The following is a 26,815-nucleotide window of genomic DNA, read 5'->3' on the forward strand; positions in this document are numbered from 1 at the left end:
GCGTCAGTCGGCCATCGTCTCCAGGCTGGCAAAGCCCTGCGGGGCGTCGCCTTCGTCGAACGGCGTCGTCACCTCGACAAACGTGTCGGGATAGAAGCCGTTGAAGCGAGTCCGTAGCGATAGCGAATAGGCGCCGATATGGCCGATCTCGATCCAGTCGCCGGTATCGACGGTTTCCGGCAGCCAGAATGGCCGCGACAGGATGTCGACCGAATCGCAGGTCGCGCCACAGACCTTGAACGGCACGATGTTCTTCTCGCTGCCGTTACGCGAGCGGATTGCCGGGTCGGGGATGAAGCGGGCGGGCAGCGTGATCTTGCCCGTCCATGAATCTGACAGCGACGCCCAGATGCCATCATTGATGTAGAGCCGCCTGCCCTTGCGCAGCAGGACGCGCACGATGAGCGACAGGCAGCGCGCGACGATCACCCGGCCCGGCTCGGCGACCAGCGGCATCTGGTCGAAGCCGTATTCCCTGAGATCGCCTGACAGCCGCGACATGATCTGCCCGAGCGAGGGCATCTCGACCTGCTTGCGGTTCGGGTCGTTGCCATATTCGGCGGGAAAGCCGCCGCCGACATCAAGACCTGCAAGTGGAAAGGTCAGCCGGTTGCGGATCCAATCGGCAGTGGCGAGCGCGCGCTCGTAGGTGTCGGGGTCCTCGATCTGGCTGCCGACATGGAAGCAGAGGCCGACCCTGTAACCGCTACGATTGAGCCGCTCCGCGAGTTCCACGGCGTTTGCCGGTCCAGCGCCGAACTTCTTCGACAGTTCGTAGGCCGCCGACCCCTTGGTCTGGATACGGACGAAAACGTCGAGCGATCCCGGGTCGATGTCGAGGGCGCGCACGACCCGCGTCAGCTTCGCGATCTCGTCCTCATGATCGATCGCGATGACGCGGATGGCGTATTTTTCCAGTGCAAGCCGGATGTCGGACTGCGCCTTGACCGGGTGCATGTACAGCATCTCGGCATCAGCTGATACGGCGCGAACGGCGGCGAACTCGCCAGGCGAGGCAACGTCGAAAGCCGTAACGCCGGCCTCGACCAGCGCCTTCAGGACGATCTGCTCGCCATTGGTCTTGACGGCATAGGCGGTTTTGCCGGGGAACATGTCCATGAACTGCCGTGCATCGGCCTTCAGGACGTCCGGCCGGAAGCAGTAGACGGGCTCATCCGGACGAAGCTTCAGGGCCGCCTCGCGGGCATTCTCGAATCGCTGCAATGACTTCTCCCGAGGATCGCCGGATTTCCGCACCGGCGGCGGAATCTAGGGCAATGCGCCCAAGATGGAAAGAAACGGCTTGGACGACGCCTTGATGACATTTGCCGATGCGGAAGGCCACCGACTGAAAACTATTGCGGCAGGCACCTGAAACGGGTGGCAAGCCAGGCATGGTCGCTGTTAGCTGGGTTAGCAGCCCGTGAGAACGCCGTGACGCCAGTCAATCCAGCATCGCCTGTGCAAAGGGGCATGTCCGCGTTGGACTGGGCCAAGCTGCTTCTTCTCGGCGGCGTCTGGGGCGGTTCGTTCTTCTTCGCACGCATCGCGGTCGCCGAGATGCACCCGCTGACGCTGGTTCTGTTCCGCGTGGCAATCGCCGCCGCGGCGCTTCATGTCTACCTGGCGGTCAGGGGACCATCCTTTCGGCTGGCGCTGCCGCTGGCGGGGAGTTTCCTGCTGATGGGCCTGATCAACAACGTGATTCCCTTCTCGCTGATCTTTGCCGGCCAGACCGCAATGGGCGCTGGACTCGCCTCTGTTCTCAACGCGACGACACCGTTCTGGACGATCATGCTGGCCAACGCGTTGACCGCCGACGAGAAGCTCTCCTGGAACAAGGTTGTCGGCGTCCTGCTTGGCATCGCAGGCGTGGCCGTCATGGTTGGACCAGGGCTTGTCGCGAGCCTTGGCGGTCCCGTGTGGGCGAAATTCGCAATGGTCGGCGCATCGCTTTCCTACGCCTTCGCGCTGATCTTCGCTCGGCGGTTCAAGGCGATTCCGCCCATCATCGTTGCGGCAGGTCAGTTGACGGCCTCGGCCGCGATCATGCTGCCGGTCGTGCTGATCTGGAACGGTCCATCGGGATTGCTTGCAGCAAGCCCACATGTCTGGGCCGCAGTGCTGGCACTGGCGCTCATTTCAACCGCCTTCGCCTACATCCTCTATTTCGGCCTGATTCGATCGGCGGGCGCGACCAACGCGTCACTCGTGACGCTCGTCGTCCCGGTCAGCGCCATCCTGCTGGGCTTCATCTTCCTGGGAGAGCGGCTGGAGACGTTCGAGGTCGCCGGCATGGTGCTGATCGGGCTCGGCCTCGTGACGATCGACAGAAGGATTCTCCGTCGAAACTAGAAATTATTGCTCCTCCCCCAACGGCATTCCGTGACTCATGGGCAGCGCTGCCTCAGTCCCGCCAAATTTTTTCCACAACCGCCATAAACGCGATTGTCTATAAATTCCCTAGACTTATGCGCCCGAGGTGGGAGGTTTTTCCATAATCACGCCGCAATGCAGCAAAATTTGCGCTTGCCTGTTGCTCATTGTCCCCTAGACTCGCGACATAGTTCTCTAATGAGGAGGCTAGAGCATGGGACTGACACGGCCGATCAATGCACTGATGATTTGCGCTGCGTTTGCTTTTATTGGCGCCCTCATAATGGGAGTAATTCCGTAAGCTGCAGCTTCGGAATAGCTGGGAAATCAGAAAGGCCGGGCTCGCGCCCGGCCTTTTCGTATTGGGATACGGTGCTCAGGCCGCAGCGATCGCGCCATCGGAATGCGCGGCGCGGATGCCGATCATGTGGCAGACGGCAAAAACCAGGTCCGCGCGGTTCATCGTGTAGAAATGGAAATCGGAAACGCCGCGCTCGATCAGGTCCATAACCTGTTCAGCCGCGACGGCGGAGGCCACCAATGCATGGGTTTGGGGATCGCCCTGCAAACCATCGAAGCGCTCGGCAAGCCAAGCCGGCACATGCGCGCCGCAGCGGGCGGAGAAGTTCGCGACCTGCCCGAAATTGTGGATCGGAAGGATGCCTGGCACGATCGGGATATAGATGCCCGCCCGCCGGACACGTTCGACGTAACGCTCGTAAAGATCATTGTCGAAGAAGAACTGGGTGATCGCCCGCGTCGCGCCGTTGTCGACCTTGCGTTTCAGCATCTCGATGTCGGTGGCGAAGTCCGGGCTTTCGGGATGCTTTTCCGGGTAGGCCGAGACCGAGATGTCGAACTCGCCGGCCTTTTTAAGCGCCGCGACCAATGCGGCTGCGTTGGCGTAGCCGCCCTGATGGGGATGGTAGCGCTCGCCGACGCCGGCAGCCGGGTCGCCGCGCAACGCAACGAAGCGCCTGACCCCCATGTCGGCGAACTCGCCGATCACCTTGTCGACTTCGGCGCTGGTCGCATCGACACAGGTGAGATGGGCGGCGGGGATGAGGCTCGATTCGGTCAGGATGCGCCGGACGGTGCGCTCCGTGCGCTCGCGCGTCGAACCGCCCGCGCCATAGGTGACAGAGACGAATTCGGGCGACAGCGGCTCCAGGCGCTGGACGGTGTCCCAGAGCCGCGCCTCCATCTCGTCGGTCTTCGGCGGGAAGAACTCGAAGGAGACATGCAGCTTTGCGCCGATGTCGGAGCGCCGGGACAGGCGAGGCGCGTTCATCAGACCGTTTCCCTCTCTGCTCGTGCGGGTTCGGCGATGAGCAGCCGGCGGTCGCGGGCGAGCCACAACTTCACCGTCAGGCGGTCTTCGCCGCCGCCGCGCGGTTCGAACTCCTCGCTGGCTTCCAGATCGAGGCCGCTCTCAGCGAGCCAGTCGGCGATCTGGCGATCGGAGAAGCCGAGGCGCATGTGGGCGTGCTCTTCGCGCAGAAATTCCAGTGCGTGGCTTGCGAAATCGACGATGACCAGGCGTCCCGAAGGCCGCAACAGGCGTGAAGCCTCGCGGATCGCCAGCGCGGGATCGTCGAGATAGTGCAGCACCTGGTGGATGGTGATGAGGTCGAAACTGTCGCGCTCGAAGGGCGGCGCATAAATGTCGCCCTGCCGCACCTGCGCATGGGCGACGCCCGCCCTGTCGAGATTTGCGCGGGCCACAGCCAGCATCTCACGCGACATGTCCATGCCGACGCCGCGCCTGTAGAGCGGCGCGAAGATTTCGAGCAGGCGACCGGTACCCGTACCGAGGTCGAGCATGGACTGGAACGGCCGCTTGCCGACGAGCTTCAGCAGCGCGGCCTCGACGGCGCGATCAGAAGCATGCAGCGAGCGTATCTCGTCCCAGCTTGCGGCGTTCGCGGAGAAATACTCGGCGGCCCTCGCCTGCCGGCGATTCTTGACGGCGGCAAGCCGTTCGAAATCCCGCTCTACCTGCGGGTCGCCTCCGTCGATGCGTGTCACGACGCCATGCACGAAGTCGCGCGCCGCCTCGTCGTCGGCGATGCGGAAGAAAGCCCATGAGCCTTCCTGATAGCGGCCGATCAACCCGGCCTCCAGCAGCAGCTTGAGATGGCGGGAAACGCGCGGCTGCGACTGGTTGAGGATTTCGGTCAGGTCGGACACGGTGAGATCGCCGCGCGAAAGGAGGACAAGGATGCGCAGACGGCTTGTCTCCGCCGCAGCCTTGAGCGTATCGACCAGCCCGTCGAGGGTTGAAGTCATACCGTTGCGATCCGTTCAATTGACATATAAACATATCTTTATGTCGATAACATCAAAATGGCAATCCCAAATGTCGTTTGCTGACAAGAAAATGGCGCGAATGCTCCGGAGGACGACGGCGCATGGCTGAACAGCGCGAGGGCGAGGTCGCCCTGAAAGAAGACCCGGCGGGAATGTCATCCGATGCCGGACTGATCTTCATCGGCCGCATCCGCTCGCCCTGGCAGACGCGCGGCGAATGCCCGAAGAACATGGTCGCGGCCCGCGCGACCGGCCGGCAAGCGACGCTGGCGATCGACCCGCCCTACAGACCGGGACTGCGCGGACTGGCCGGTGTCAGCCATATCGTGGTGCTGTCCTGGCTGGGCGAAGGAGCGCGGAATCTGATCATCCAGAAACCGCGCCACGCGGCTGAAGCAAAAGGCGTTTTCGCGTTGCGCTCGCCGGTACGGCCAAACCCGATCGGCCTGCACGTCGTGGGGCTTGTCTACCTCGACGAAGCCGCCGGGCTGCTGACGCTCGATGCAATCGACGCGCTCGACGGCACGCCCGTTGTTGACATCAAGCCTTACTTCGCATCGACCGAAAGCTTCCCCGAAGCCATGCCCCCGCGCCACAGGGATGCGCCGTGATCGCGACGACGAAACGCCGCAAGGCAATCGCGGAAGCGCTGACGCTGCTGTTGCCCGGTGCGCCCTATGCCGACATCGAGGCGATCCGCGCCGAAGCCAGCACGAAGCACAAGCGCGACCTGCCGCCCTCGATCGCGGTGTGGCTTTCGACGGTCGCCCATGTGCGCCATCAGCACACGGACTACGAGCAGTTGCTGGCAGAAGGCTATGATCGCGACTCGGCGCGCTTCTTTGTGGTGGAGCGCACCAACGAGGTTCTGACCTCGTGGCGGGCCACCCGCCTGCTCGATCCGGACGACGAGGGCGCTTAAGTCCAGCCGTCCTCCCCGCACATCTAGGCGTGGTAAATCCATTGCTCGGGTATGCGGACGGAAATCTCTTCGCCTGTCGCAACCGTTCCAGGCTTTTCGACCCAGCCGACAAGACCGCGCAGGCGCTTTGCCGCCTTCGGAAAGAGCAGCGACCCCGCCTCCCGGTCGGCCATGCCGGCATTGTCGGCCACGGAACGGCCCGCCAGCCGACACGGATGGTTCTGCCCATCAATCTTGAGCGTAACGCCGCCTTTGAAAAACAGCATGGTGCCCGCGGGCAGCATGGAAAGATGTGGAATGCCGTCGATGACGAGGTTGGCGCCAATCCATTCCGGCTTCAGTTCGGCCAGATCCATGCGCGAGGCGATGACGGAAAGCTCTTCGGCTGAGACGATCGAAAACTGTCGCTCGTTGCGGATTTCCGTGCCACGCGCGTACCAGGGTTCGCGCCCGCCCGAGCGCCGGGTTTCTCCGGCATGGTAGTCGCCGGCGATCCCGTCGAAGCCGAGCACGAGTTCGGCGACCGGCTCGGTCTGAAAGCTACCCTTGAAAGCCGCATAAAGACCGGCCAAGCGAGCCGCAAGCTTGCGGGCCGGCGCGATCCGGATCGTATCGCCGGATGGAAAAAGAGTAGCGGGCATGTTGGGTCTCGAGTTTCATTCCCCAAAAATGGAAGACTGCAACGGTTAGGTCCAGCCAAATGGATTGATCGATCCGTTGGCGGCGATTGCACCTCGATGGTTCAAAGGCTAACTTGCGACCGCCCACAACCAGCAGGCTGTCCCCCCAAGGCATGCTCACACTGCACCATCAACCCGACAGACGGGAGCGCTATGCGGCGCTGAGGCCTTTTCGGTTTGACGAGAGCCTTGGCTTGATCTGCGTATACGACAAGGACTTGATCGCCGCCATCTTCCGGTCAGAAGATTTCCGGATCAATGCCTTTGCTGACCACTATCGGACGATTGCGGATCGTACCGGCCTCGACTTGCAAGCCTCCATCGATGCGCTCGACCACATTCCTTTCTCCAAGGAAGGCGATGAGCACCGAAGGCTGAGAACAGAGATGATGGCGGTCGTGTCCGCCGACTCACGCAAAAACGTCGACGGTATGGAAAAGTTCGCAGGCGATTTGACCGAGACGCTTTTTGTTGCCGGCGCGGACATCGAGATGGTGCGACACCTCGCAAGGCCGATTTTCTACGAACTTTTTTCCCGCTGGCTCAAGGTCGACGAACGAGAGTTCCTGAAGGAGACGAATATTTCCCAGGTTTTCGACGGCGCCATGAGCCTGAACAGACGCAAGAAGGTCAATCATGACCTGCGGCACCTTACTTGCGCCTTTGCCGAACGACGCGATCTCATACCGACAACACCGGAATTCGCCGTCGCGATGAATGTCCTCGGCAACGACGCGCTGATGGGTACGCTTGTGCTCTCCCTCTGGCATGTTTTCGAGCAAAATCCCGGCGTGCGCCTATGCGACATCGCGTTCCCTGCCAACCTGCCAGCCACCAGTGTCCCTTTCATCGAGCGTGTCGCAAACCGTGACGTCGAGATGGGTGAACTCAAGGTCGCGAAAGACCAGAAGGTGCGCCTGATGATTGACGCGACCTCCCGGCAGGTAACGGGGGACGAAGCCGATCTGTTCTTTGGCAAAGGGAGGCACCTCTGCATCGGCAAGCCTATGACGCTTATCATCTGGCGCAGCGTCACCAAGGCGCTGTCATCGCTTCCCTTGCAGTTCACGCTCGGCGAAATGACATTGAGGCGTGGAGACTACGCCTTCACCTATCCTGAACATGCGAAGCTCAGCATTCATGAATGACACCGCAGTTACCAGCGTCGGAATCTTTCGAAAGATCACCGGGCTGGACGTTTCAAAACGCGGCGCCGCTATGTCGGACGAAGATATTCTCTCGGCGGCGATAGAGTCCTTCGGCATCGACAGCCTCGATACCATGGAGTTCATCATGGCGGTCGAAGAGACGTTCGAGGTGGAGTTGAACGAAGAAGCCGTGAACGGCTGCAAAAACCTTCGTGATTTGGTGGCGCTGATCGACGCTGCCAAGCGTGATTAATTTCAAGCGACAGCCCCAGTCCTTCGACGTCGGGCTGATGACGCCGCAGGAGCTTTACCGGGACAGGAAAGTCTGGAGCCATTCGTTCGGCCACAGACCGCTCGTCATGCCTTGGCAGGTCAAGCCATACCGCCGGGAGACCTTGTCCGCCAACGTGAACTTCTACACCGCCGATCGCGAAGCAAAGACATTGATCATCGGATTTTGCGGACGCGGTAACAGGTTGTTTCTTCCGGTGGGCGCGATTCTGCAGACCCTGGACTACAAGCGCCTAGACCTGCTGACGGTGTGGGATCCGCGCAACGTCCAGTACGACCAGGGCGTACAGGGCTACGCTCTCTCCCTTCCACAGCTTGCCGATCGTCTGTCTACATTCGCCGAGGCAAAACAATATTCTCGGGTCGTAACCTACGGCATCAGCAATGGAGGACTGGTCGGCCTGCGGATGGGGCAGTTGATGAAGGCCGACCGCGCCATAAGCGCCGGCGGGCGCTTTAGCTGGAATATTGGCAGGATGTTGCAAGGGAGGCCCTACGCCCAGTCGTTCGACCTCCTGTGCCATTGCAGGCAAGACTCGACGGTGGAGAGCTACGCGCTGTTCAGCGAGAGCGATGCCGACGACGCCGAAGACGCGCGACGCCTGGAAGCTGTTTTTCCCGCCTGCACCATAGTGCCGATCCAATCGGACGAGCACAACTTCCCTCAGGAGATGCACAAGGCGCGGCGGCTGGACGAATACCACCGCCAGTTGTTCGACCTCGACCGCAAGCCTGATGCGGAGGTCCTGAAAGGGCTGGTCAGGAAGAGGTCACGGTTCGATCCACGCCGAACGTTCTACTTCGATATCTGACGTGCGTCGGTCGCGAAGGCCAAAAAAAGAAAAGGCCGGGAATTCCCGGCCTCTTCGAACCTCAGCGCGTCAGACGCTTGTGCGTCATGCGGTGGGGGACCATTGCCTCCGGGCCGAGCCGGCGGGCCTTGTCCTTTTCGTAGTCCTCAAAATTGCCCTCGAACCACTCGACATGCGCATCGCCCTCAAAGGCGAGCATGTGGGTCGCCATGCGGTCGAGGAACATACGGTCGTGGCTGATGATGACGGCGCAGCCGGCATAGGCTTCCAGCGCGTCTTCGAGCGCGCCGAGCGTTTCGGTGTCGAGGTCGTTGGTCGGCTCGTCGAGCAGCAGCACGTTGCCGCCGTTCTTCAGCATCTTGGCGAGGTGCACGCGGTTGCGCTGACCGCCCGAGAGGTTACCGACCTTCTGCTGCTGGTCGCCGCCGCGGAAGTTGAAGGACGAGCAGTAGGCGCGGCTGTTCACCTCGTGCTTGCCGAGCTTGATAACCTCCGCGCCGCCGGAGATTTCTTCCCAGACGGTCTTGTTGGGATCTAGCGCGTCGCGGCTCTGGTCGACATAGCCGAGCTTCACCGTCTCGCCGACGGTGATCTTTCCCGCGTCCGGGTTTTCCTGCCCGGTGATCATCTTGAACAGCGTGGTCTTGCCGGCGCCGTTGGGGCCGATGACGCCGACAATGCCGCCCGGCGGTAGGCGGAACGACAGGTTCTCGATCAGTTGCTCCTCGCCAAAGCCCTTGTTGACGCCTTCGAGTTCGATCACGCGGTTGCCGAGTCGCTCGGACGACGGGATGACGATCTGCGTATCGGTCGGCTTGCGGTTCTGCGCCTGCTCCAGCAGGTCCTCATAGGCGCTGATACGCGCCTTCGACTTGGTCTGGCGCGCCTTGGGCGACGACGCGATCCACTCGCGCTCTCGCCAGATCGCCTTCTGGCGGGCGTCGTCCTCGCGGCCTTCCTGGATGAGGCGCTTGGCCTTGGCGTCGAGATATTTGGTGTAGTTGCCCTCGTAGGGGATGCCGCGGCCGCGATCAAGCTCGAGAATCCAGCCGGTGACATTGTCGAGGAAGTAGCGGTCGTGGGTAATGATCAGCACCGAGCCGGGATAGTCGCGCAGGTGCTTTTCCAGCCACTGCGTCGTCTCGGCGTCGAGATGGTTGGTCGGCTCGTCGAGCAACAGCAGGTCTGGCTGTTCGAGCAGCAGACGGCAGAGCGCGACGCGGCGGCGCTCGCCGCCCGAGAGGTTGGTAACCTCGGAGTCGCCCGGCGGGCACTGCAGCGCCTCCATGGCCATCTCGACCTGCTGCTCGAGATCCCAGAGGTTGAGCCGGTCCATCTCGTCCTGGAGCTTAGCGCCCTCTTCCGCCGTCTCGTCGGAATAGTTCATCATCAATTCGTTGTAGCGCTCGACGATGGCCGTCTTCTTGGCGACGCCGTCCATGACGTTCTCGAAAACCGTCTTGGTCGGATCGAGTTGCGGCTCCTGCGCCAGGTAGCCGACGGTCGCGCCTTCGGCCAGCCATGCCTCGCCCTGAAAATCCTTGTCCAGACCTGCCATGATGCGCAGGATCGTGGATTTACCCGAGCCGTTCGGGCCGAGAATGCCGATCTTGGCGTCCGGATAGAAGGACAGGTGAACGTTGTCGAGGACCTTCTTGGTGCCATAGGCCTTGTTCAGCCCGGCCATGTGATAGATGAACTGGCGTGCCACGCGCGCGATATCCCTGATCTGGATGGAGAGTTGCGCGCTATTTAGGCGATGGCGGGCAGAACGGCAATGGTTGACGGCACCATCGCATCAGCCTATCTGAGCGCCGGGCCAGAGGCGCCTGCCGCTCGCCGGACTTGCTCCGAGGGTGAAGCCTCCCGGCAAACGCCGGCCAATCTTCGCGAGACCCGATCATCGCGGTCATGCGGCAAGGCGAGCACCCGCGACATCGACCGCATGGATGACGGAAGCTTGCCATGCATACTCCAACCCTGCCCGCGACGCGGGAACAAGCCAAACTGCGCGCCCAGGCCATACGTGCCGAGCACGCGGCCAGAAACGTAGCCATCAGCCACTCCGCGGCGCTCGAAAAGGTCGCCGCGGAACTCGGCTATCGAGACTGGAACACCGCTTCGGCGCGGCTTTCCAACCTGCCCGAAGTCCCGTTGCAGGTCGGAGACCGGGTTGCCGGCAGCTATTTGAAAAAGCCCTTCGCGGGTCGCGTCCTTGGCGTACGAGAAGTCTATGGCGGCGGTTCCTACGAGATCACGCTGCAGTTCGACGAACCGGTTGACGTCGTGACCTTCGACAGCTTCTCGGCGTTTCGTCATCGCGTCACCGCAACCATCGGCTCAGACGGAGTTTCGGCGGCAAAGACCAGCGACGGCCATCCGCACATGCGTGTGGCGCGGGCCTGAATGAGATGGCAGGAACCGGCGGCGCTCTATCTGCCGGCCCGCGGAGGAAGCGTCAAACATGCCGGCCGCACGGTGGAGAGGTATCCTGGAGCGATCCAGAATGCCAATCTTGTCGATTCGGCCGGAAAACTTGGGAAGTTTTCTCCGCTCATGATCGGCGGCGGGCACGATCCCCTTTTCGGGGATGAGCAACAGCGAGCACTGGCGCAGGCCTTCCCGAACGCGTCCGTCGTTCGCCTCGAAGACCGCGGCCACAATGTCCATTGGGAACAGCCGGCGCTTGTAGCCGAGGCGATCAGATCCAGCTTCGCGCCGCTCTAGCTCTTGATCCGCCAACCGGTCTTGAAAATCCACCAGACGAAGGCAATGCAGGCGGCCAGGAAGCCGAATGTCATGCCGAGGCTGATCCCTATGCTGACGTCGGATTCACCGAAGAAGCTCCAGCGGAAGCCCGAGACCAAATAGAGCACCGGGTTGAAAAGGCTGATCGTGCGCCAGGCCGGCGGCAGCATGTCGATGGAATAAAAGCTGCCGCCAAGAAATGTGAGCGGCGTCACGACGAGCAGCGGGATGAGCTGCAGCCGCTCGAAATTGTCAGCCCAGATGCCGATGATGAAGCCAAACAAGCTGAAGGTGACGGCAGTCAACACGAGAAACAGCAACATGAAGCCGGGATGCTCAATGCGCATCGGCACGAAGACGAAAGCGGTTGCGAGGATAATCAGGCCGATCATGATCGACTTGGTGGCCGCCGCGCCGACATAGGCCATGACCACTTCGATGAACGACACCGGGGCCGACAAAAGCTCGTAGATCGTGCCGGTGAATTTCGGGAAATAGATGCCGAAGGACGCGTTGGAAATGCTCTGCGTCAAAAGCGACAGCATGATGAGGCCCGGCACGATGAATGCGCCATAGCTTACGCCACCAACCTCGTTGATGTGCGAGCCGATGGCCGAGCCGAACACCACAAAATAGAGCGAGGTCGAAACAACCGGCGAGACGACGCTCTGCAGCAGCGTGCGCCGCGTGCGCGACATCTCGAACTTGTAGATCGCCTTGACCGCGTGAAAATTCATTGCTTGCGGCTCACCAGGTTAACGAAGATTTCTTCCAGCGAACTCTGTTTCGTCGCGAGGTCGCGGAAGCGGATGCCCTCCGCCTCAAGGGCCTTGAACAGCCGCGTGATGCCTGTGCGCTCGCCTTGGGTATCGTAGCTGTATGTCAGTTCGCTTCCGTCGCCCGAGAGTTCGAGCGCGAAATCGGCAACGCTTTGCGGAATCTCCGACAGCGGCTCCTGCAGTTGCAGCGTCAGCTCCTTGCGGCCGAGCTTGCGCATCAGCACCGACTTTTCCTCGACCAGCACGAGTTGGCCCTTGTTGATGACGCCAACGCGGTCGGCCATTTCCTCGGCTTCCTCGATATAGTGCGTGGTGAGGATGATGGTAACGCCGGAATCGCGCAGGCGGCGCACCACTTCCCACATGTCCCGGCGCAGCTCGACATCAACACCGGCCGAGGGCTCGTCGAGAAACAGGATTTTCGGCTCGTGGCTGAGCGCCTTGGCGATCATGACGCGCCGCTTCATGCCGCCCGACAGCGTCATGATCTTGTTGTCGCGCTTGTCCCAGAGAGACAGGTCGCGCAGGATCTTCTCGATATAGTCCGGGTTCTTCGGCTTGCCGAAAAGGCCGCGGCTGAAGCTGACGGTCCCCCAGACGCTCTCGAAGGCGTCGGTAGTCAGTTCCTGCGGAACAAGGCCGATCAGCGAGCGAGCGGCGCGGAAATCCGTGACAATGTCGTGGCCGTCGGCCAGAACCTTGCCCGAGCCGGGGTTCACAATGCCGCAGACGATGCTGATCAGCGTGGTTTTGCCCGCGCCGTTCGGCCCGAGCAGCGCGAAAATCTCGCCATGGCGGATGTCCAGGTTGACACCCTTCAGCGCCTCGAAGCCGGTCGCATAGGTTTTCGACAGATTGGCGATGGAGATTGCAGGCTGCATTAAGGCCGGATCAGGTTCAAGCGCCTTGAGGCGGCGCGGGAGAGAAGTGTGCCCGTATATAGGTCCGCACACCCCTGCCGCAAGGCGAAGCTGGCGTGCTGTTGACAGCAACTGCCGCTTCCCGGGATGGTCTATGCCGCAAGGTAGACGTGGGCGGCGGTCGCCCGTTGCCGGGGGATGGCGAGGTTTTTCATGGGATTCGATGCGCAAAGGCATGTGGTCTCGCCGACCGGCGCGTCGCTCAACCTCTACACGCGCTCAGCCGAAGGGAACCCGCGCGGCATCGTCCAGATCAACCACGGCCTCGCTGAACACGCGGCCCGATACGGCCGGTTCGCCGATTTTCTGGCCGGGCATGGCTTTCACAGCTACGCGCACGACCATCGAGGGCATGGATTGACGACGGCGCCCGATGCGCAGCATGGCAGGTTCGCGACGTCCAACGGCAGCGGCCGAGTGGTGGAGGATGTCGCCGCGATCCACACGCTGATACGAACCGAGCGACCGGGGCTGCCGATCATCCTGTTCGGGCATTCGATGGGCGGGCTTATCGCCACGAACTACCTAGTCCGGTACCCCGAGGGCATCGACGCGGCCGCGATCTGGAACGCCAATTTTTCCGCCGGATTGCTCGGACGCGTGGCGCAGCTGATTCTCGCGTGGGAGAAGTTTCGCCTGGGCTCGGACGTTCCATCCCGACTGCTCCCACGCCTCACCTTCCAGGCATGGGGCAACCGGGTGCCGGGGCATTCGACGCCATTCGACTGGCTGTCGCGCGATCGGGACGAGGTTCGCCAATACATAGACGATCCACTCTGCGGCTGGGACGCGTCGGTCTCGCTCTGGCAGGATCTGTTCGACATGGTCTTCCGGGGCGCGGACGACCGGAACTTCACGCATATCCCGCGCGACCTGCCGATCAATCTGGTCGGAGGCGCCTGTGACCCGGCGACGGATGGCGGCACCGCCGTGGCGGACCTGGCAAACCGGCTGAGACGGATGGGGTTTTCGAATCTGGTTTCAACGGTTTACGCCGAAACCCGGCACGAAAGCCTCAACGAGATCAACCGGGATATCGTGATGACCGACTTCGTGGAATGGCTGGCCAAGAAGTTTTAGGGCCAGCCGAAGGCGATCGACCCGCTGGCTCACCGCATGGCGGTTACATGACGCCCGCAGACCTGATAAACGGCTGCCGACAGAAGGACCGCACCATGTCTCAGCCTCCCCTGCGGGGCATCCGCGTGATCGAACTAGCCCGCATCCTTGCGGGACCGTGGGCCGGCCAGCTTCTGGCCGATCTCGGCGCCGATGTGATCAAGGTCGAGAACCCCGACGGCGGCGACGACACGCGCAAATGGGGCCCGCCCTTCGTCACTGGCCATGACGGCGAGAACCTTTCGGCCGCCTATTATCACTCCTGCAATCGCGGCAAGCGTTCCATCGCGGTCGATTTCGCCACGCCTGAAGGCGCGGAAACGATCAGAAAGCTCGTCGCGACGGCCGACGTGCTGATCGAGAACTTCAAGGTCGGCGGGCTGAAGAAATACGGTCTCGACTATGAGAGCCTGAAGGCCATCAATCCGAAGCTGGTCTATTGTTCGATCACCGGTTTCGGGCAGGACGGCCCCTATGCGCCGCGCGCCGGCTACGACTTCATCATCCAGGGGATCGGCGGGCTGATGTCGATCACCGGCGAGGCCGGCCGCGAGCCGCAGAAGGTGGGCGTCGCCGTCTCGGACATCTTCACCGGCCTTTATTCGGTGATCGCGATACAGGCGGCGCTGCGCCATGCCGAGGCCACGGGCGAAGGGCAGCAGATCGACATGGCGCTGCTCGACACGCAGGTTTCCGTGCTGGGCAACCAGAACCTGAACTATCTCGTCTCCGGCAAGCCGCCCGTCCAGATGGGCAACGCCCACATGAACATAGCGCCCTACGAGGTGCTACCGGTGAAGGACGGCTTCTTCATCCTCGCTGTCGGCAATGACGGGCAGTTCCACCGTTTCTGCAAGGTCGTCGGACTCGGCGGCCTGACGACCGACCCCGACTTCGCGACCAACCCCGCGCGCGTGACGAACCGAGCGCGGCTGCGGGCGACGCTGATCGAGACGCTTGCGAAATGGGAACGTGACACGCTGCTGCCGCTGCTCGATGCCGCCGCCGTGCCAGCGAGCCCGATCAACAACATCGCGCAGATGTTCGAGGACCCGCAGGTCATCGCGCGCGGAATGCGCATGGACCTAGATGATGGCCATGGAAACACGCTGCCGTCGGTTCGCGCACCGATGAGGATGGGCGGCACACCGCTGGCCTATGAGAGGCCATCGCCGCGCCTTGGCGAGCACACCGAAGAAGTCCTTGCAGAACTGGAGAACAAGCGCCCATGAGAACCGGCGGACAATTGATCGTCGACGCGCTCGAGGCCAATGGCGTCCAGCGCATCTTCAGCGTGCCGGGCGAAAGCTATCTGGCCGTGCTGGACGCGCTGCACGATTCGAAAATTGAGAACATCGTCTGCCGCCAGGAAGGCGGCGCCGCCATGATGGCCGACTGCGAGGGCCGGCTGACCGGGAAACCCGGCATCTGCTTCGTCACGCGCGGCCCTGGTGCAACCAACGCATCGGCCGGCGTCCACATCGCGCGGCAGGATTCCAACCCGATGATCCTGTTCATCGGGCAGATCGGGCGCGGCATCAAGGAGCGCGAGGCCTTCCAGGAGGTCGATTACAAGCGCTTCTACGGCGATATCGCAAAATGGGTAGTGGAGATCGAAGACGCGGCGCGCATTCCCGAACTGGTTACCCGCGCTTTTGCAGTTGCCACCTCCGGGCGGCCGGGACCGGTGGTGATCTCGCTGCCCGAAGACATGTTGAGGGACGAGGTGGATGCACCGGCGCCGCTACCCTACACGCCGGTCGAGACCCGGCCCGGGGCGGCCGAGATCGAAGCCTTGCAGGCCCTTCTGGAAAAGGCCGAGCGGCCTTTCGTCATCCTAGGCGGCACGCGCTGGACCGAGGGCGCGGTCAAGCAGATGTGCGGAGCGCTGGAGCGCTGGTCGCTGCCGGTGGGCTGCAGTTTCCGCAGGCAGGCGCTCTGCGACCAGATGCATTCGAGCTATGCCGGCGACGTCGGCATCGGCATCAACCCCAAGCTCGGCAGCTATATAAAGGAAGCCGACCTCGTGATCCTCGTCGGCTGCCGCTTCGGCGAGATGCCGTCTTCGGACTATACACTCCTGAAAAGCCCGTACCCCGATCAGAAGCTTGTGCATGTCTACCCCGACCCGCACGAACTCGGGCGTGTCTACCGGCCGACCGTGGCGATCAATGCGACGCCAACAGCCTTTGCCGAAGCGTTTTCGGCAACCGCGCCGACAAAGACGCCAGTCTGGGCAAACCGCACCGAAGAGTTGCATCAAGGCTATCTGGAATGGTCGACGCCTCCAGTGACAGGCCCCGGCAAGGTGCATATGGGGCCGATCATGGCCTGGCTTGAGGAAAAGCTGCCCGGGGACGCGATCATCTGCAACGGCGCGGGCAATTTCGCCACCTGGATCCACCGCTACCATCGCCACCGCCGCTTCAACACGCAAAGCGCGCCGACATCCGGCTCGATGGGTTATGGCCTGCCGGCGAGTGTGGCGGCGAAGGCGACGTTCCCCGACCGCGAGGTGATCGCCTGGGCCGGCGACGGCGATTTCCTCATGCACGGGCAGGAGTTCGCGACCGCCGTCCAGTACGGCCTGCCGATCATCGTAGTCATCCTGAACAACGGCATCTACGGCACGATCCGCATGCATCAGGAGCGGGACTATCCCGGGCGGGTCTCTGGAACGACGCTGAAGAACCCAGACTTCGCAGCCTACGCACGCGCCTTTGGAGGACATGGCGAGACAGTTGTGGAGACGGCCGAGTTCGCGCCTGCCTTCGAGCGTGCGCGAGCGAGCGGCAAGCCGGCGATCATCGAGATAAAGCTCGACCCCGAAGCCATCACGCCTACGAAAACGCTGACGCAGATTCGAGAGGGGCGATAGACCCCTGAGATAAGGGCAAGAAGGGAAACCTCTTGCTGTGGAGGGCCTATCGCATGACGAACCTGACGGTCCCAGGGCTGCTGACGTTCACGATCTCCATCGTCGTGTTCTTTCTCGGCGCGGGCATCAACAACATGATCCCGCAACTGAAGCGCTGGAACATTCCGCAGGCGGTGACCGGAGGACTTCTGGCGTCGGTCGCGACCCTGCTGGCCTACAGGCTGTTCGACGTTTCGATCAGCTTCGAACTGGGGGCACGCGACATGCTGCTACTCTATTTTTTCACCGGCCTCGGCCTCAATGCCCGCCTCTCCGATCTGCTAGCCGGCGGCAGGACGCTTGCGATCCTGCTCGGCGTCACGCTGGTCTATCTGGTGATCCAGAACATCATCGCGATCGGCAGCGTGCGTCTTCTCAACCTGCCTGAAGGGCTGGCGGTGTTCCTGGGCTCGGCATCGCTGATGGGCGGCCATGGCACCACGATCGCCTGGGCGCCTGTCGTTGCCGAGCGCTTCAACCTTAACAACGCGCTTGAGGTCGGCATGGCCGTCGCAACTCTTGGGCTCGTCCTGGCCAGTCTCGTCGGCGGCCCAGTCGCAGGTCGCCTTATCGCACGCTACAAACTATCCGGGCCCGTCGAGGACGCTCCGGTAATCGGCCTGCCGGACCAATCCGGGCAGCAGGGCGACGACCTCAACCATGTCAGCCTGCTACGGACTATCCTTGTCCTGAACGCCGCCATCCTGATTGGCCTTGGCGTCTGGGAACTGGTGGACGAACTTGGAATAAGAATGCCGTCTTTCGTGGTCTGTCTGCTCGTCGCCATCGTGCTGACGAACACCGTCCCTCGCCTGCTACCGAGGCTGCAGTGGCCGACGCGGACCCGCTCGCTCTCGCTGCTGTCGGACCTGTCGCTCAACATCTTCCTGTCGATGTCGCTGATGAGCATGCAACTGTGGACGCTCGGCGGTCTTGGACCGGCGCTCGTCCTTGTGCTGGTGTTCCAGACACTTGCCACCGTCATCTACATCGTGTTCGTGGTGTTCCCGGCCATGGGACGGACATACAACGCGGCCGTTATCTCGGCGGGCTTCACCGGCGTCGCGCTCGGTGCAACGCCTACTGCGATCGCCAACATGACGGCAGTTACAAAAACTCACGGCGCCGCGCCGATCGCATTCATCATTCTACCTCTGGTCTCGGCCTTCTTCCTCGACCTAGCGAACGTGGTTGCGATCAGCTTCATGATCCGCTGATCGGCAGGCTCTCGACCGGACCGACCGGTCAGCCATCCATTTGGTAAGCGTCGAGCGCGCTCGATATGGCTGAAATTGCATCGTGCGGCACTTGCCCAAGGATGAAGCCTCGCGATTCGACCTTCTCGAACAGAGAGATCTCTGGCTTGTTGCCATACGCATTGATTTCGGCGTGCACGGAAACCCTGGGGGTGACTTCGAGCGTGGACCTAAACTCGTACCTCCCGTAATTTCGTCGCCGGATTAACCGATCGACCAGCCTGCCCAGCGAGCCGCGGCTGTCGGGCAGCGGCGGCGACGGCGGAAAACACGCCAGGACCGCGAGGTCCTCGAGCACGACAGCCAAGTCGCGCGGACCTCTGCGGCTGTAGGGCCATTTCACAACGCTCGTCTTGCGGTAGCTCCAACCCCGACTGTGGACCACCTCCATGCGTACATACCAAGCGCCCTGCCAGCTTTCGATCGAAAGTCTTGTCTCGCAATCGGTGTAGCCGATCTTCCCGAGGTGAACCGACCCGAAATCGTGGCAGGGAGCGATACCGACACTGGCGCTGACGGCTCTGGCGACCTCGTCGAGCATGGGCTGCCTCCGGATGGGATCGAAGAAGGAGTCCACGGAAACATTAAGAAATAAGAAAGGGGCGGTCGCCCGCCCCTTTCGCTTTACAGAAACCGTTCAGATCACGGGATCGCCTTGTCGGTGATTGCGGTGGTGTATCCGCCCTCGGCCGGCTTGGAGATGATCTTCTGGTCGAGGAGTGCCTTCGCGGTGCGGTCGTATGCAGCCGGGATGAGCTTGCCATCGGCATTGTCGATCAGCTTGGCGACTTCGCCCATCATGCGCTTCTGGTGATTTTCGTCCTGACCGCCGTTCTCGACGACGATATCAGCAGCCTCGTCCGGGTTTTCGGTGGCGTACTTCCAGCCCTTCATCGAGGCGCGGACGAATTTCACCATCTTCTCCTCGAAGGCCGGATCGGAAAGCTTGTCTTCCATGACATAGAGGCCGTCTTCGAGCAGGTCGTTGCCCATGGCCGTGTAGTTGAACACGATCAGGTCTTCAGGCTTGTACCCGGCGTCGATGAGCTGCCAATACTCATTGTAGGTCATGACCGAGATGCAGTCAGCCTGCTTCTGGATCAGCGGCTGTACGTCGAAGCTCTGCTTCAGAACCGTGACGCCGTCCGCTCCGCCTTCAGTCGGCAGACCGAGCTTGTTCATCCAGGCGTAGAACGGATATTCGTTGCCGAAGAACCAGACGCCGAGCGTCTTGCCCTTGAAGTCGGCTTCCGTCTTGACCGGGCCGTCCGCCGGGCAGACCATTTCCATGCCCGCCTTCTTGAACGGCTGCGCGATGTTGATGAGCGGAACACCCTTGTCGCGGGCAGCCAGCGCGCCGCCCATCCAGTCGACGATGACATCAGCGCCGCCACCGGCGATCACCTGCTCGGGCGCGATGTCGGGGCCGCCCGGCTTGATCTCCACGTCAAGGCCTTCTTCCTCGTAGAAACCCTTGTCCTTGGCAACGTAGTAGCCGGCAAACTGCGACTGCGTCACCCATTTCAGCTGCAGCGTCACCTTGTCGGCAGCCATTGCCTGGAATGCGGCGAGCGACAGCGCGCTCGCGAGCATGGGAACCATCAGTTTCTTCATTGTACTACCCTCTGAAGTGCGCCTATCCACCACGGACAGACGGATGCCAAAATGTCGCCGCCCTTTCTGCGAGGGCGATTAACCCATAGAAGACCGAACCGACCAGCGCCGCAACTGCGATTTCGGCCCACACCATGTCGATGTCCATGCGGCCGACGGCCGTGGAGATGCGGAAACCCATGCCCACGGTCGGCGTCCCGAAGAACTCCGCAACGATCGCCCCGATCAGCGCCAGTGTCGAGTTTATCTTCAGCGCATTGAAGATAAAGGGAGCAGCCGCAGGCAGCCTGAGCTTGATCAGCGTCTGCGTATAGTTCGAAGCATAGGTGCGCATCAGATCGCGCTCCATGTGCCCGGCCTCGGCAAGCCCCGCCACAGTGTTCACCAGCATGGGGAAGAAGGTCATGATGGCCACAACGGCAGCCTTCGAGTGCCAGTCGAAGCCGAACCACATGACCATGATCGGCGCAACGCCAATGATCGGCAGCGCCGAGACCATGTTCCCGATCGGAAGCAGTCCGCGCCGCAGGAAGGACACCCTGTCCGCGAGGATAGCGGTCACGAAACCAGAGCCGCATCCGACGATGTAGCCAGCAACGACGGACTTGAAGATCGTCTGGTTGACGTCGGCGGCGAGCGTCGGGATCGAATTGACGATCGTCGTGCCGATAACGGACGGCGGCGGCAGCAGAATGAAGGGGATGCCCGCGCCGCGAACGATCGCTTCCCAGATGATCAGGATCCAGATGCCGAAGATAAGCGGAATGACGAGGCGCAACGCGACGCGCAGGGCCTGAGTCGCGGGCTTGAAGGCGGAAAGCACCGTGACGCAGCGCCATGCGAGCAGCCACGCGGCAGCGAGTATCATGTAATACGGTGTTAGCGCCGAACCTTCAAAGCCGGCAATGCCGGTGAGCAGCAATTCGGCGACGAGATGCGCGACGACGAAAAGCAGCGTGGCCTCGAACAGGCGCGGCAGGCTGAACATCGCGAGAAGCGACCCGACGACCAGCAGCCAGATCATTAGGCTGCCTGTACCGAGATAGGGATAGTTTATCGTCGCAGTCGGGTTGGCGAGCGCTTCGGCTTCAGGTTTCGTCAGCGGGCCGAGCAGAAGCACGAAGATGACCAGCACCAGCGCCGCCAAGGCCTGCCATGAGGGACGGAAGCGGCTCATGCTGGCCTTGCCCCCATCGAATGCTCGACCATGCGACCGACGATGCCGACGATGGTCACCAGCAGCGCCGCGACGATCGAACCGGCGACTAGCGCCGACCACATGTCGATCGTCTGGCTGTAGTAGGAGGCGGACAACAGCTTCGCGCCGATGCCCGCGACCGCGCCCGTGGGCAGTTCGGCGACAATGGCGCCGACGAGGCTCGCCGCAACCGCAACCTTCATTGACGCAAAGAGATACGGCACGGAAGCCGGCACACGTAGCTTCCAGAACACCTGCGAGGAACTGGCATTGTAGGTGTGCATCAGGTCGAGATGCATGATTTCAGGCGAACGCAACCCCTTCACCATGCCCACCGCGACGGGGAAGAAGGATAGGTAGGTCGAGATCAGCGACTTTGGGATCAGCCCTGTTACGCCGACAGCCGCAAACACGACAATCACCATGGGCGCGATGGCGAGGATCGGGATTGTCTGCGAGGCGATGATCCAGGGCATCAGGCTACGGTCGAGGGCCGTGAGATGCACGACGCCAACTGCAATCAGGATACCCAGCGCCGTGCCGAAAGCGAAGCCGAGCAGCGTCGAGGACAGCGTGATCCATGCATTGTAGACGAGGCTGCGATTGCTGGTGATTTTCCTGAGAAACGTGTTCTCGAAGAAATTCTGCGCGACCTGGTGTGGTGCGGGCATGGTCGGCTTAGGTTGCGACAGTGTCTTGTCGATGAACTCGATCGTGCCCGGAGTCTCGCCGGCGCGCCGATCGAGATCGCGCTGGAACGGAGCGTTGAGCAGCACGGCCGCAACGTACCAGGCAACGACCATCCCTGCGAGGATGGTCAGCACGGGCACGACATTTTCCAGCGTGCGGTTCATCGGGCGTCAATCCTCATAGGAATGGCCAGCATGAAGACCGTCGCGGACGCGGTGCGCGATGGCGAGGAATTCCGGCGACTCCCTGATATCGAGCGGCCGCTCCTTCGGCAGCGTCGATTCGATCACGTCGGTCACGCGGCCAGGGCGCGGCGACATGACGACGATGCGGGTCGAAAGATAGACAGCCTCGGGAATGGAGTGCGTAACGAAGCAGATCGTCTTGTTGGTACGCGCCCAAAGCTCCAGAAGCTGTTTGTTCAAGTGGTCGCGCACGATCTCGTCCAGCGCGCCGAACGGCTCGTCCATCAGCAGCAGGTCGGCATCGAAGGCGAGCGCGCGGGCAATGGAGGCGCGCTGCTGCATGCCGCCCGAAAGCTGCCAGGGATACTTGTTCTCGAAGCCGGTCAGGTTGACGAGATCCATCACCCGCTTGATGCGCTCTTTCCGCTCCACGTCGGAAATGCCCATGATTTCCAGCGGCAACGCGATGTTCTTGGCAATGGTGCGCCATGGAAACAGCGCGGCGGCCTGGAATACATAGCCGTAAGCCCGCTTTTCGCGCGCCTGCTCAGGGCTCAACCCGTTGACGGAGATCGTACCCTCCGTCGGCTTCTCAAGATCGGCGATGACGCGCAGGAAGGTAGTCTTGCCGCAGCCGGAAGGCCCGATGAAGGACACGAACTCGCCCTTGCCGATGGTAAGATTGACGTCGGTCAGAGCCTGCACGGGCCCGTCATTGGTCCGGAACGTCAGCCCGAGACCCTTTGCCTGAACGACCGATGCCGCGGCCGTGGCTTCCGTAACCGTCATGAGCACCGCCCAACCTTACCCCACAGGGTGCCAGCTTCGTCGAATACGAGATACGCGTCCATACCGTCCTGGCTCTTTTGCACACGCATGAGGCCGAGCGTCGTTTCTCCCTCGCCTTCGTGACCGCAAGTGACGATCATGACTTGGCTGTTTGCCTCGGCTGGGAAAATCTGGACGAAGCTGCACATGGTCACGTAGGTGCTGACGTTCTTGCGTGTCAGGAGCACCATGTCGTCTTCGCTGTAGTCGTTCGTTTTGGCATGACGGCACCCCGCCTCGTTGCCGTAGTCGCCGGCAATGTCGAGTTCCACCGCCAAGGCGGGAAACGAAAGAAGCATAAGCCCCGCGGCAACACCGGGAATCCTGTATCGCCGCCTACCCATTTGTCCCCCGTAGCCTTTTCAAACGCCGCAAGCGCCGCCACCTTCGCCAATCCTCCAAAAACACATCGAGCGTGCCGTAGACAGGCACCAGAACGGCGAATGCGGCGGGCTTGAGCTCGCGCGACGGCGCGCAGGCATCCGCAATGCGTCTCTGGTATTCCTCAGCCGCCCATATGCGCGCAAAGCCCGTGAACTGATAAATCACGTCCTCGCGAAGGCTCGATATGCGGGAGTGGTTGCTCCTGAAGATGGCGAAAGAGGTGTATAGCGCGGTCAGGATCGACAGGGTCAGGATGATCAGGAGTATGTTCTTGTCGCCGGTGTAGGTGCCTGCCAGCATGGCATAGATCCAGACGCCCAGCGAAAAGATGATGAAAGTCTTGGAGATTCGAAACGCCGTTTCCTCGCCGGTCAGCTCGCCACTGAAGCGGGCGTCAACCTCCAGCTCTATCTCCTTCAGCTTCTTCTTGAACTCATAAAGTCGCTGGTTCTCTTCGTCGGTATGCTCCTCGCCGCGGGCCTCGCGCAGAATGTCGAAGGCGCTGAGCGTCACGTCGTCAATCGCCGTACCGCCTGCCAGCGGCACGATGGCCGGCGGGATGTAGCTGCCGACCCGCTCGAACACGATGTAGATGAGATGGATCGTGGTCAGAAAGACGAACAGGATGAGCAGAAGGGCGAAATCAGAGACGCCGAGCACGTCGAAGATGTTCTGGTAGTTCTCCACGACGTTGTTGATCAGGTCCATGTCGGGAAGGAACCCTTCCGAGGAACTGCCTATGTCGGTGAAGCCGGAGGCGACGTAGAAGACGACGCCGGCGACGATCAGCCGCGACGTCATGAAGTTCGAAAATCGGATGACGCTGTGGAGAAGACCTTCTACGTCCATCCGCCCCCCGCCGTCAGTCGACGATGACCGCTGTCTCGGCGACAGCGTGGAAGAGGACGTCGCAACCGGCTGCAGCCCATTCGGGCGATATCTCCTCGGCCTCGTTGTGCGAGAGGCCGTCGACACAGGGGCACATGATCATGGTGGCCGGCGCCACCTTGGCCGCCCAGCAGGCGTCGTGGCCGGCGCCCGAAATGATGTTCCTGTGCGAATAGCCGAGCTTCTCGGCTGCCGCACGAACCCGACTGACAAGCGTCGGATCGAAGGTCACCGGGTCGAAATGGCCAACCGCCTCGACCGAACTGCCCACGCCAAGCCCCGCCGCGATCTTTGCCGCCTCGGCTTCGATGGTCGCGCGCATCCGGTCGAGCTTGGCTTGGTCGGGTGAGCGGATGTCGACCGTGAAGACGACCTTGCCCGGCAGCACATTGCGCGAATTAGGCCAGAAACGGACCTGACCGACGCCGCCGACCGCTCCGGGCTGGTTTCCCATTGCCACATTCTGGACCATCTCAAAGATGCGCGCCATGGCGAGCCCGGCGTTCACCCGCAAATCCATCGGCGTCGAGCCGGTGTGGGCTTCCTTGCCGGTCAGCGTGAACTCCAGCCACCATAGGCCCTGACAATGCGTGACCACGCCGATAGTCTTGTTCTCGGCCTCGAGGATCGGCCCCTGCTCGATATGGTATTCGAAATAGGCGTGCATCTTGCGCTGGCCGACCGGCTCGTCGCCCAGCCAGCCAATGCGCTTCAGTTCCTCGCCGAAAACCTTGCCATCGCCGTCGGTGCGCGAATAGGCATAGTCGAGCGTGTGGACGCCGGCGAATACCCCCGACGCCAGCATGGCGGGAGCGAAGCGCGCGCCCTCCTCGTTCGTCCAGTTGGTGACGACGATCGGATGCTTCGTCTTGATGTCCAGGTCGTTGAGCGTGCGGATCACCTCGAGCCCAGCCAGCACGCCGAGCACACCGTCATACTTGCCGCCGGTCGGTTGGGTGTCGAGGTGGCTACCGACATAGACCGGCAGTGCATCGGGATCGGTGCCCTCGCGACGAGCGAACATGGTGCCGAGTTGATCGACGCCCGTGGTTAGGCCGGCTGCGTCACACCATTTCTGGAAGAGGTGCCGTCCCTCCCCGTCCTCGTCGGTCAAGGTCTGGCGATTGTTGCCGCCGGCAACGCCGGGGCCGATCTTCGCCATGTCCATCAGCGAATTCCACAAACGGTCTGAATTGATTCGCAGATTCTCACCGGGAGCGGCCATGCATTTCCCTCTCATTCCAGTTCATCGTCGGGGCGGCGGTTCCCGTCGCCACCCCGGCGGTCGTTCGTGTCAATCGATCGTCCTTAGCACATCGCGGACATGGTCGATCAGTTCGTTGATCTGGCCCTTGGTGATGATCAGCGGCGGCGACAGCGCGATGATGTCGCCCGTGGTGCGGATCAAGGCGCCCTTTTCGAAGGCGTCCACGAAGGCAGAGAAGGCCCGCTTGGTCGGGCTACCGGCAATGGGCTCAAGTTCGATCGCGCCGATAAGGCCGATGTTCCTGATGTCGATTACGTGGGGTTCGCCCTTCAGCGAGTGAAGCGCATCCTCCCAGTAAGGAGCGAGCTCCTCGCCGCGCGTCAGCAGTCCCTCTTCCTTGTAGGTGTCGAGCGTGCCGAGCGCTGCGGCGCAGGCAATCGGATTGCCGGAATAGGTGTAGCCGTGGAAGAACTCGATCATGTGCTCGGGTCCTGTCATGAAGGCATCGTGGATTTCCTTCGTGACGAACACCGCGCCCATCGGAACGACGCCGTTGGTGACGCCCTTGGCTGTGGTGATCATGTCCGGCGTGACACCGAAATAGTCGGTCGCGAACGGAGCGCCGAGACGACCGAAACCAGTGATGACCTCGTCGAAAATCAGCAGGATGCCGTGCTTGGTGCAGATGTCGCGAAGACGCTTGAGATAGCCCTTCGGCGGTATCAAGACACCGGTCGAGCCGGCGACGGGTTCCACGATGACGGCGGCGATTGTCGAGGCGTCATGCAGAGTGACGATCCGCTCCAGCTCATCAGCAAGGTCGCCGCCATGCTCTGGCTCGCCCTTGGTGAAGGCGTTCTTGGCAAGGTTGTGCGTGTGCGGCATGTGGTCGACGCCGGTCAGCAGCGTGCCGAACATCTTGCGGTTGGCGACGATGCCGCCGACGGAGATGCCGCCGAAATTGACGCCGTGATAACCGCGCTCGCGGCCGATCAGACGGGTTCTGGAGCCATTGCCCTTCACGCGGTGATAGGCGAGCGCGACCTTGAGGGCCGTCTCGACCGATTCCGATCCGGAATTGGTGTAGAACACATGCTCCATGCCTGCCGGCGCGATATCGATAAGCCGGTTGGAAAGCTCGAATACGATCGGGTGACCCATCTGGAAGGCCGGCGCGTAGTCGAGCTCAGCGGCCTGCTTCTGGATCGCCTCGGTGATCAGCGGACGGCAGTGGCCAGCGTTCACGCACCAGAGGCCGGCAGTGCCGTCGAGAATCTTGCGTCCGTCGGTAGTAGTGTAGTGCATGTCCTTGGCGGCGGCCAGCATGCGTGGCGCCTGCTTGAATTGCCGGTTCGATGTGAACGGCATCCAGAATGCGTTGAGATCGTTCGGCGTAACCCTCAGCCGGTTCGACATGACCAAGCTTTCCTTTCAATAACCCGTTGCGGAGATGCCAACGCTTGGTCCGGCCGGCGCTTTTATGCTACGCAAATTTTGACCGAATGGACAAAGGTTAGCACCGCCAAAGAGGCGGTCAAGGGGA

28 protein-coding genes are annotated in these 26,815 nt (G+C 61.9%); 12 read left to right on the top strand and 16 right to left on the bottom strand.

Annotation, left to right across the window (positions count from 1 at the left end; translation table 11 throughout):
* Nucleotides 1-3: 3 nt before the first annotated feature.
* Complete coding sequence (locus ABMA32_RS11605; protein WP_349013915.1) at nucleotides 4-1,224, bottom strand: alanine racemase; 1,221 nt, start codon at nucleotides 1,222-1,224, stop codon at nucleotides 4-6.
* Nucleotides 1,225-1,473: 249 nt separating this feature from the next.
* Here ABMA32_RS11605 and ABMA32_RS11610 point away from each other — a divergent pair, with 249 nt between their 5' ends.
* On the top strand, nucleotides 1,474-2,355 hold the full coding sequence (locus ABMA32_RS11610) for a DMT family transporter (protein WP_349013916.1): 882 nt from the start codon (nucleotides 1,474-1,476) through the stop codon (nucleotides 2,353-2,355).
* 397 nt (nucleotides 2,356-2,752) lie between these two features.
* Here ABMA32_RS11610 and metF read toward each other — a convergent pair whose 3' ends face one another.
* Together metF and ABMA32_RS11620 are read right to left on the bottom strand one after the other, a co-directional pair.
* A complete protein-coding gene (metF, locus tag ABMA32_RS11615; protein WP_349013917.1) occupies nucleotides 2,753-3,667 on the bottom strand; it encodes a methylenetetrahydrofolate reductase [NAD(P)H] in 915 nt (304 codons plus the stop codon).
* Complete coding sequence (locus tag ABMA32_RS11620) at nucleotides 3,667-4,665, bottom strand: metalloregulator ArsR/SmtB family transcription factor (RefSeq protein WP_349013918.1); 999 nt, start codon at nucleotides 4,663-4,665, stop codon at nucleotides 3,667-3,669. Before ABMA32_RS11620 ends, metF begins: the two co-directional genes overlap by 1 nt.
* A gap of 122 nt (nucleotides 4,666-4,787) precedes the next feature.
* Here ABMA32_RS11620 and tsaA point away from each other — a divergent pair, with 122 nt between their 5' ends.
* Together tsaA and ABMA32_RS11630 are read left to right on the top strand one after the other, a co-directional pair.
* Nucleotides 4,788-5,297: a tRNA (N6-threonylcarbamoyladenosine(37)-N6)-methyltransferase TrmO gene (tsaA, locus tag ABMA32_RS11625; RefSeq protein ID WP_349013919.1), complete on the top strand. Its 510-nt coding sequence runs from the start codon at nucleotides 4,788-4,790 to the stop codon at nucleotides 5,295-5,297.
* Entirely contained in the window at nucleotides 5,294-5,608 is a 315-nt protein-coding gene (locus tag ABMA32_RS11630) for a DUF2293 domain-containing protein (protein WP_349013920.1), read from the top strand. The genes tsaA and ABMA32_RS11630 overlap by 4 nt, the downstream gene beginning before the upstream one ends.
* Before the next feature lie 23 nt (nucleotides 5,609-5,631).
* Here ABMA32_RS11630 and ABMA32_RS11635 read toward each other — a convergent pair whose 3' ends face one another.
* On the bottom strand, nucleotides 5,632-6,249 hold the full coding sequence (locus tag ABMA32_RS11635) for an MOSC domain-containing protein (RefSeq protein WP_349013921.1): 618 nt from the start codon (nucleotides 6,247-6,249) through the stop codon (nucleotides 5,632-5,634).
* Between the two features lie 257 nt (nucleotides 6,250-6,506).
* On the opposite strand from ABMA32_RS11635, the gene ABMA32_RS11640 reads away from it, so the two are divergent.
* The 3 genes from ABMA32_RS11640 to ABMA32_RS11650 are packed head-to-tail and all read left to right on the top strand — an operon-like array spanning nucleotide 6,507 to nucleotide 8,539.
* Complete coding sequence (locus ABMA32_RS11640) at nucleotides 6,507-7,436, top strand: hypothetical protein (RefSeq protein WP_349013922.1); 930 nt, start codon at nucleotides 6,507-6,509, stop codon at nucleotides 7,434-7,436.
* Entirely contained in the window at nucleotides 7,429-7,689 is a 261-nt protein-coding gene (locus ABMA32_RS11645) for a phosphopantetheine-binding protein (RefSeq protein WP_349013923.1), read from the top strand. Before ABMA32_RS11640 ends, ABMA32_RS11645 begins: the two co-directional genes overlap by 8 nt.
* Before the next feature lie 37 nt (nucleotides 7,690-7,726).
* Entirely contained in the window at nucleotides 7,727-8,539 is an 813-nt protein-coding gene (locus tag ABMA32_RS11650; RefSeq protein WP_349013924.1) for a hypothetical protein, read from the top strand.
* Nucleotides 8,540-8,600: 61 nt separating this feature from the next.
* Here ABMA32_RS11650 and ettA read toward each other — a convergent pair whose 3' ends face one another.
* On the bottom strand, nucleotides 8,601-10,250 hold the full coding sequence (gene ettA, locus ABMA32_RS11655; RefSeq protein WP_349013925.1) for an energy-dependent translational throttle protein EttA: 1,650 nt from the start codon (nucleotides 10,248-10,250) through the stop codon (nucleotides 8,601-8,603).
* Nucleotides 10,251-10,504: 254 nt separating this feature from the next.
* Between ettA and ABMA32_RS11660 the strand changes: the two genes are divergently transcribed.
* A complete protein-coding gene (locus tag ABMA32_RS11660) occupies nucleotides 10,505-10,945 on the top strand; it encodes a glyoxalase superfamily protein (protein WP_349013926.1) in 441 nt (146 codons plus the stop codon).
* On the top strand, nucleotides 10,946-11,266 hold the full coding sequence (locus ABMA32_RS11665) for an alpha/beta fold hydrolase (RefSeq protein WP_349013927.1): 321 nt from the start codon (nucleotides 10,946-10,948) through the stop codon (nucleotides 11,264-11,266).
* On the opposite strand, the gene ABMA32_RS11670 is transcribed toward ABMA32_RS11665, so the two are convergent.
* A complete protein-coding gene (locus ABMA32_RS11670) occupies nucleotides 11,263-12,024 on the bottom strand; it encodes an ABC transporter permease (RefSeq protein WP_349013928.1) in 762 nt (253 codons plus the stop codon). The genes ABMA32_RS11665 and ABMA32_RS11670 overlap by 4 nt on opposite strands.
* Nucleotides 12,021-12,947 (bottom strand): ABC transporter ATP-binding protein, encoded by a 927-nt coding sequence (locus ABMA32_RS11675; RefSeq protein ID WP_349013929.1) that lies wholly within the window; start codon nucleotides 12,945-12,947, stop codon nucleotides 12,021-12,023. Before ABMA32_RS11675 ends, ABMA32_RS11670 begins: the two co-directional genes overlap by 4 nt.
* 192 nt (nucleotides 12,948-13,139) lie before the next feature.
* On the opposite strand from ABMA32_RS11675, the gene ABMA32_RS11680 reads away from it, so the two are divergent.
* The 4 genes from ABMA32_RS11680 (at nucleotide 13,140) to gltS (ending at nucleotide 18,239) form a co-directional block, all read left to right on the top strand.
* Entirely contained in the window at nucleotides 13,140-14,066 is a 927-nt protein-coding gene (locus tag ABMA32_RS11680) for an alpha/beta fold hydrolase (RefSeq protein WP_349013930.1), read from the top strand.
* A gap of 95 nt (nucleotides 14,067-14,161) precedes the next feature.
* Complete coding sequence (locus tag ABMA32_RS11685) at nucleotides 14,162-15,337, top strand: CaiB/BaiF CoA transferase family protein (protein WP_349013931.1); 1,176 nt, start codon at nucleotides 14,162-14,164, stop codon at nucleotides 15,335-15,337.
* A complete protein-coding gene (locus ABMA32_RS11690; RefSeq protein WP_349013932.1) occupies nucleotides 15,334-16,983 on the top strand; it encodes a thiamine pyrophosphate-binding protein in 1,650 nt (549 codons plus the stop codon). Before ABMA32_RS11685 ends, ABMA32_RS11690 begins: the two co-directional genes overlap by 4 nt.
* Nucleotides 16,984-17,036: 53 nt before the next feature.
* Nucleotides 17,037-18,239: a sodium/glutamate symporter gene (gene gltS, locus ABMA32_RS11695; protein ID WP_349013933.1), complete on the top strand. Its 1,203-nt coding sequence runs from the start codon at nucleotides 17,037-17,039 to the stop codon at nucleotides 18,237-18,239.
* A 28-nt stretch (nucleotides 18,240-18,267) separates the two neighbouring features.
* Here gltS and ABMA32_RS11700 read toward each other — a convergent pair whose 3' ends face one another.
* The 9 genes from ABMA32_RS11700 to aptA form a co-directional block, all read right to left on the bottom strand.
* On the bottom strand, nucleotides 18,268-18,819 hold the full coding sequence (locus tag ABMA32_RS11700; RefSeq protein WP_349013934.1) for a hypothetical protein: 552 nt from the start codon (nucleotides 18,817-18,819) through the stop codon (nucleotides 18,268-18,270).
* Nucleotides 18,820-18,920: 101 nt separating this feature from the next.
* Nucleotides 18,921-19,892: an ABC transporter substrate-binding protein gene (locus tag ABMA32_RS11705; RefSeq protein WP_349013935.1), complete on the bottom strand. Its 972-nt coding sequence runs from the start codon at nucleotides 19,890-19,892 to the stop codon at nucleotides 18,921-18,923.
* A gap of 22 nt (nucleotides 19,893-19,914) precedes the next feature.
* A complete protein-coding gene (locus ABMA32_RS11710; RefSeq protein ID WP_349013936.1) occupies nucleotides 19,915-21,069 on the bottom strand; it encodes an ABC transporter permease in 1,155 nt (384 codons plus the stop codon).
* Nucleotides 21,066-21,944: an ABC transporter permease gene (locus ABMA32_RS11715; RefSeq protein ID WP_349013937.1), complete on the bottom strand. Its 879-nt coding sequence runs from the start codon at nucleotides 21,942-21,944 to the stop codon at nucleotides 21,066-21,068. The genes ABMA32_RS11710 and ABMA32_RS11715 overlap by 4 nt, the downstream gene beginning before the upstream one ends.
* 6 nt (nucleotides 21,945-21,950) lie before the next feature.
* Nucleotides 21,951-22,754 (bottom strand): ABC transporter ATP-binding protein, encoded by an 804-nt coding sequence (locus tag ABMA32_RS11720; protein WP_349013938.1) that lies wholly within the window; start codon nucleotides 22,752-22,754, stop codon nucleotides 21,951-21,953.
* The gene (locus ABMA32_RS11725; RefSeq protein ID WP_349013939.1) at nucleotides 22,751-23,092 is read right to left on the bottom strand and encodes a hypothetical protein; all 342 of its coding nucleotides are present in this window, start codon (nucleotides 23,090-23,092) and stop codon (nucleotides 22,751-22,753) included. The genes ABMA32_RS11720 and ABMA32_RS11725 overlap by 4 nt, the downstream gene beginning before the upstream one ends.
* Nucleotides 23,093-23,129: 37 nt before the next feature.
* Nucleotides 23,130-24,026, bottom strand: a complete 897-nt coding sequence (locus ABMA32_RS11730) for a hypothetical protein (RefSeq protein ID WP_349013940.1) — start codon at nucleotides 24,024-24,026, stop codon at nucleotides 23,130-23,132.
* 13 nt (nucleotides 24,027-24,039) lie between these two features.
* A complete protein-coding gene (locus tag ABMA32_RS11735; RefSeq protein ID WP_349013941.1) occupies nucleotides 24,040-25,290 on the bottom strand; it encodes a Zn-dependent hydrolase in 1,251 nt (416 codons plus the stop codon).
* Between the two features lie 69 nt (nucleotides 25,291-25,359).
* Nucleotides 25,360-26,688: an omega-aminotransferase AptA gene (gene aptA, locus ABMA32_RS11740; RefSeq protein WP_349013942.1), complete on the bottom strand. Its 1,329-nt coding sequence runs from the start codon at nucleotides 26,686-26,688 to the stop codon at nucleotides 25,360-25,362.
* Between the last annotated feature and the right edge of the window lie 127 nt (nucleotides 26,689-26,815).

This window comes from Mesorhizobium quangtriensis (genome assembly GCF_040081925.1).
Lineage (GTDB): Bacteria > Pseudomonadota > Alphaproteobacteria > Rhizobiales > Rhizobiaceae > Mesorhizobium_K > Mesorhizobium_K quangtriensis.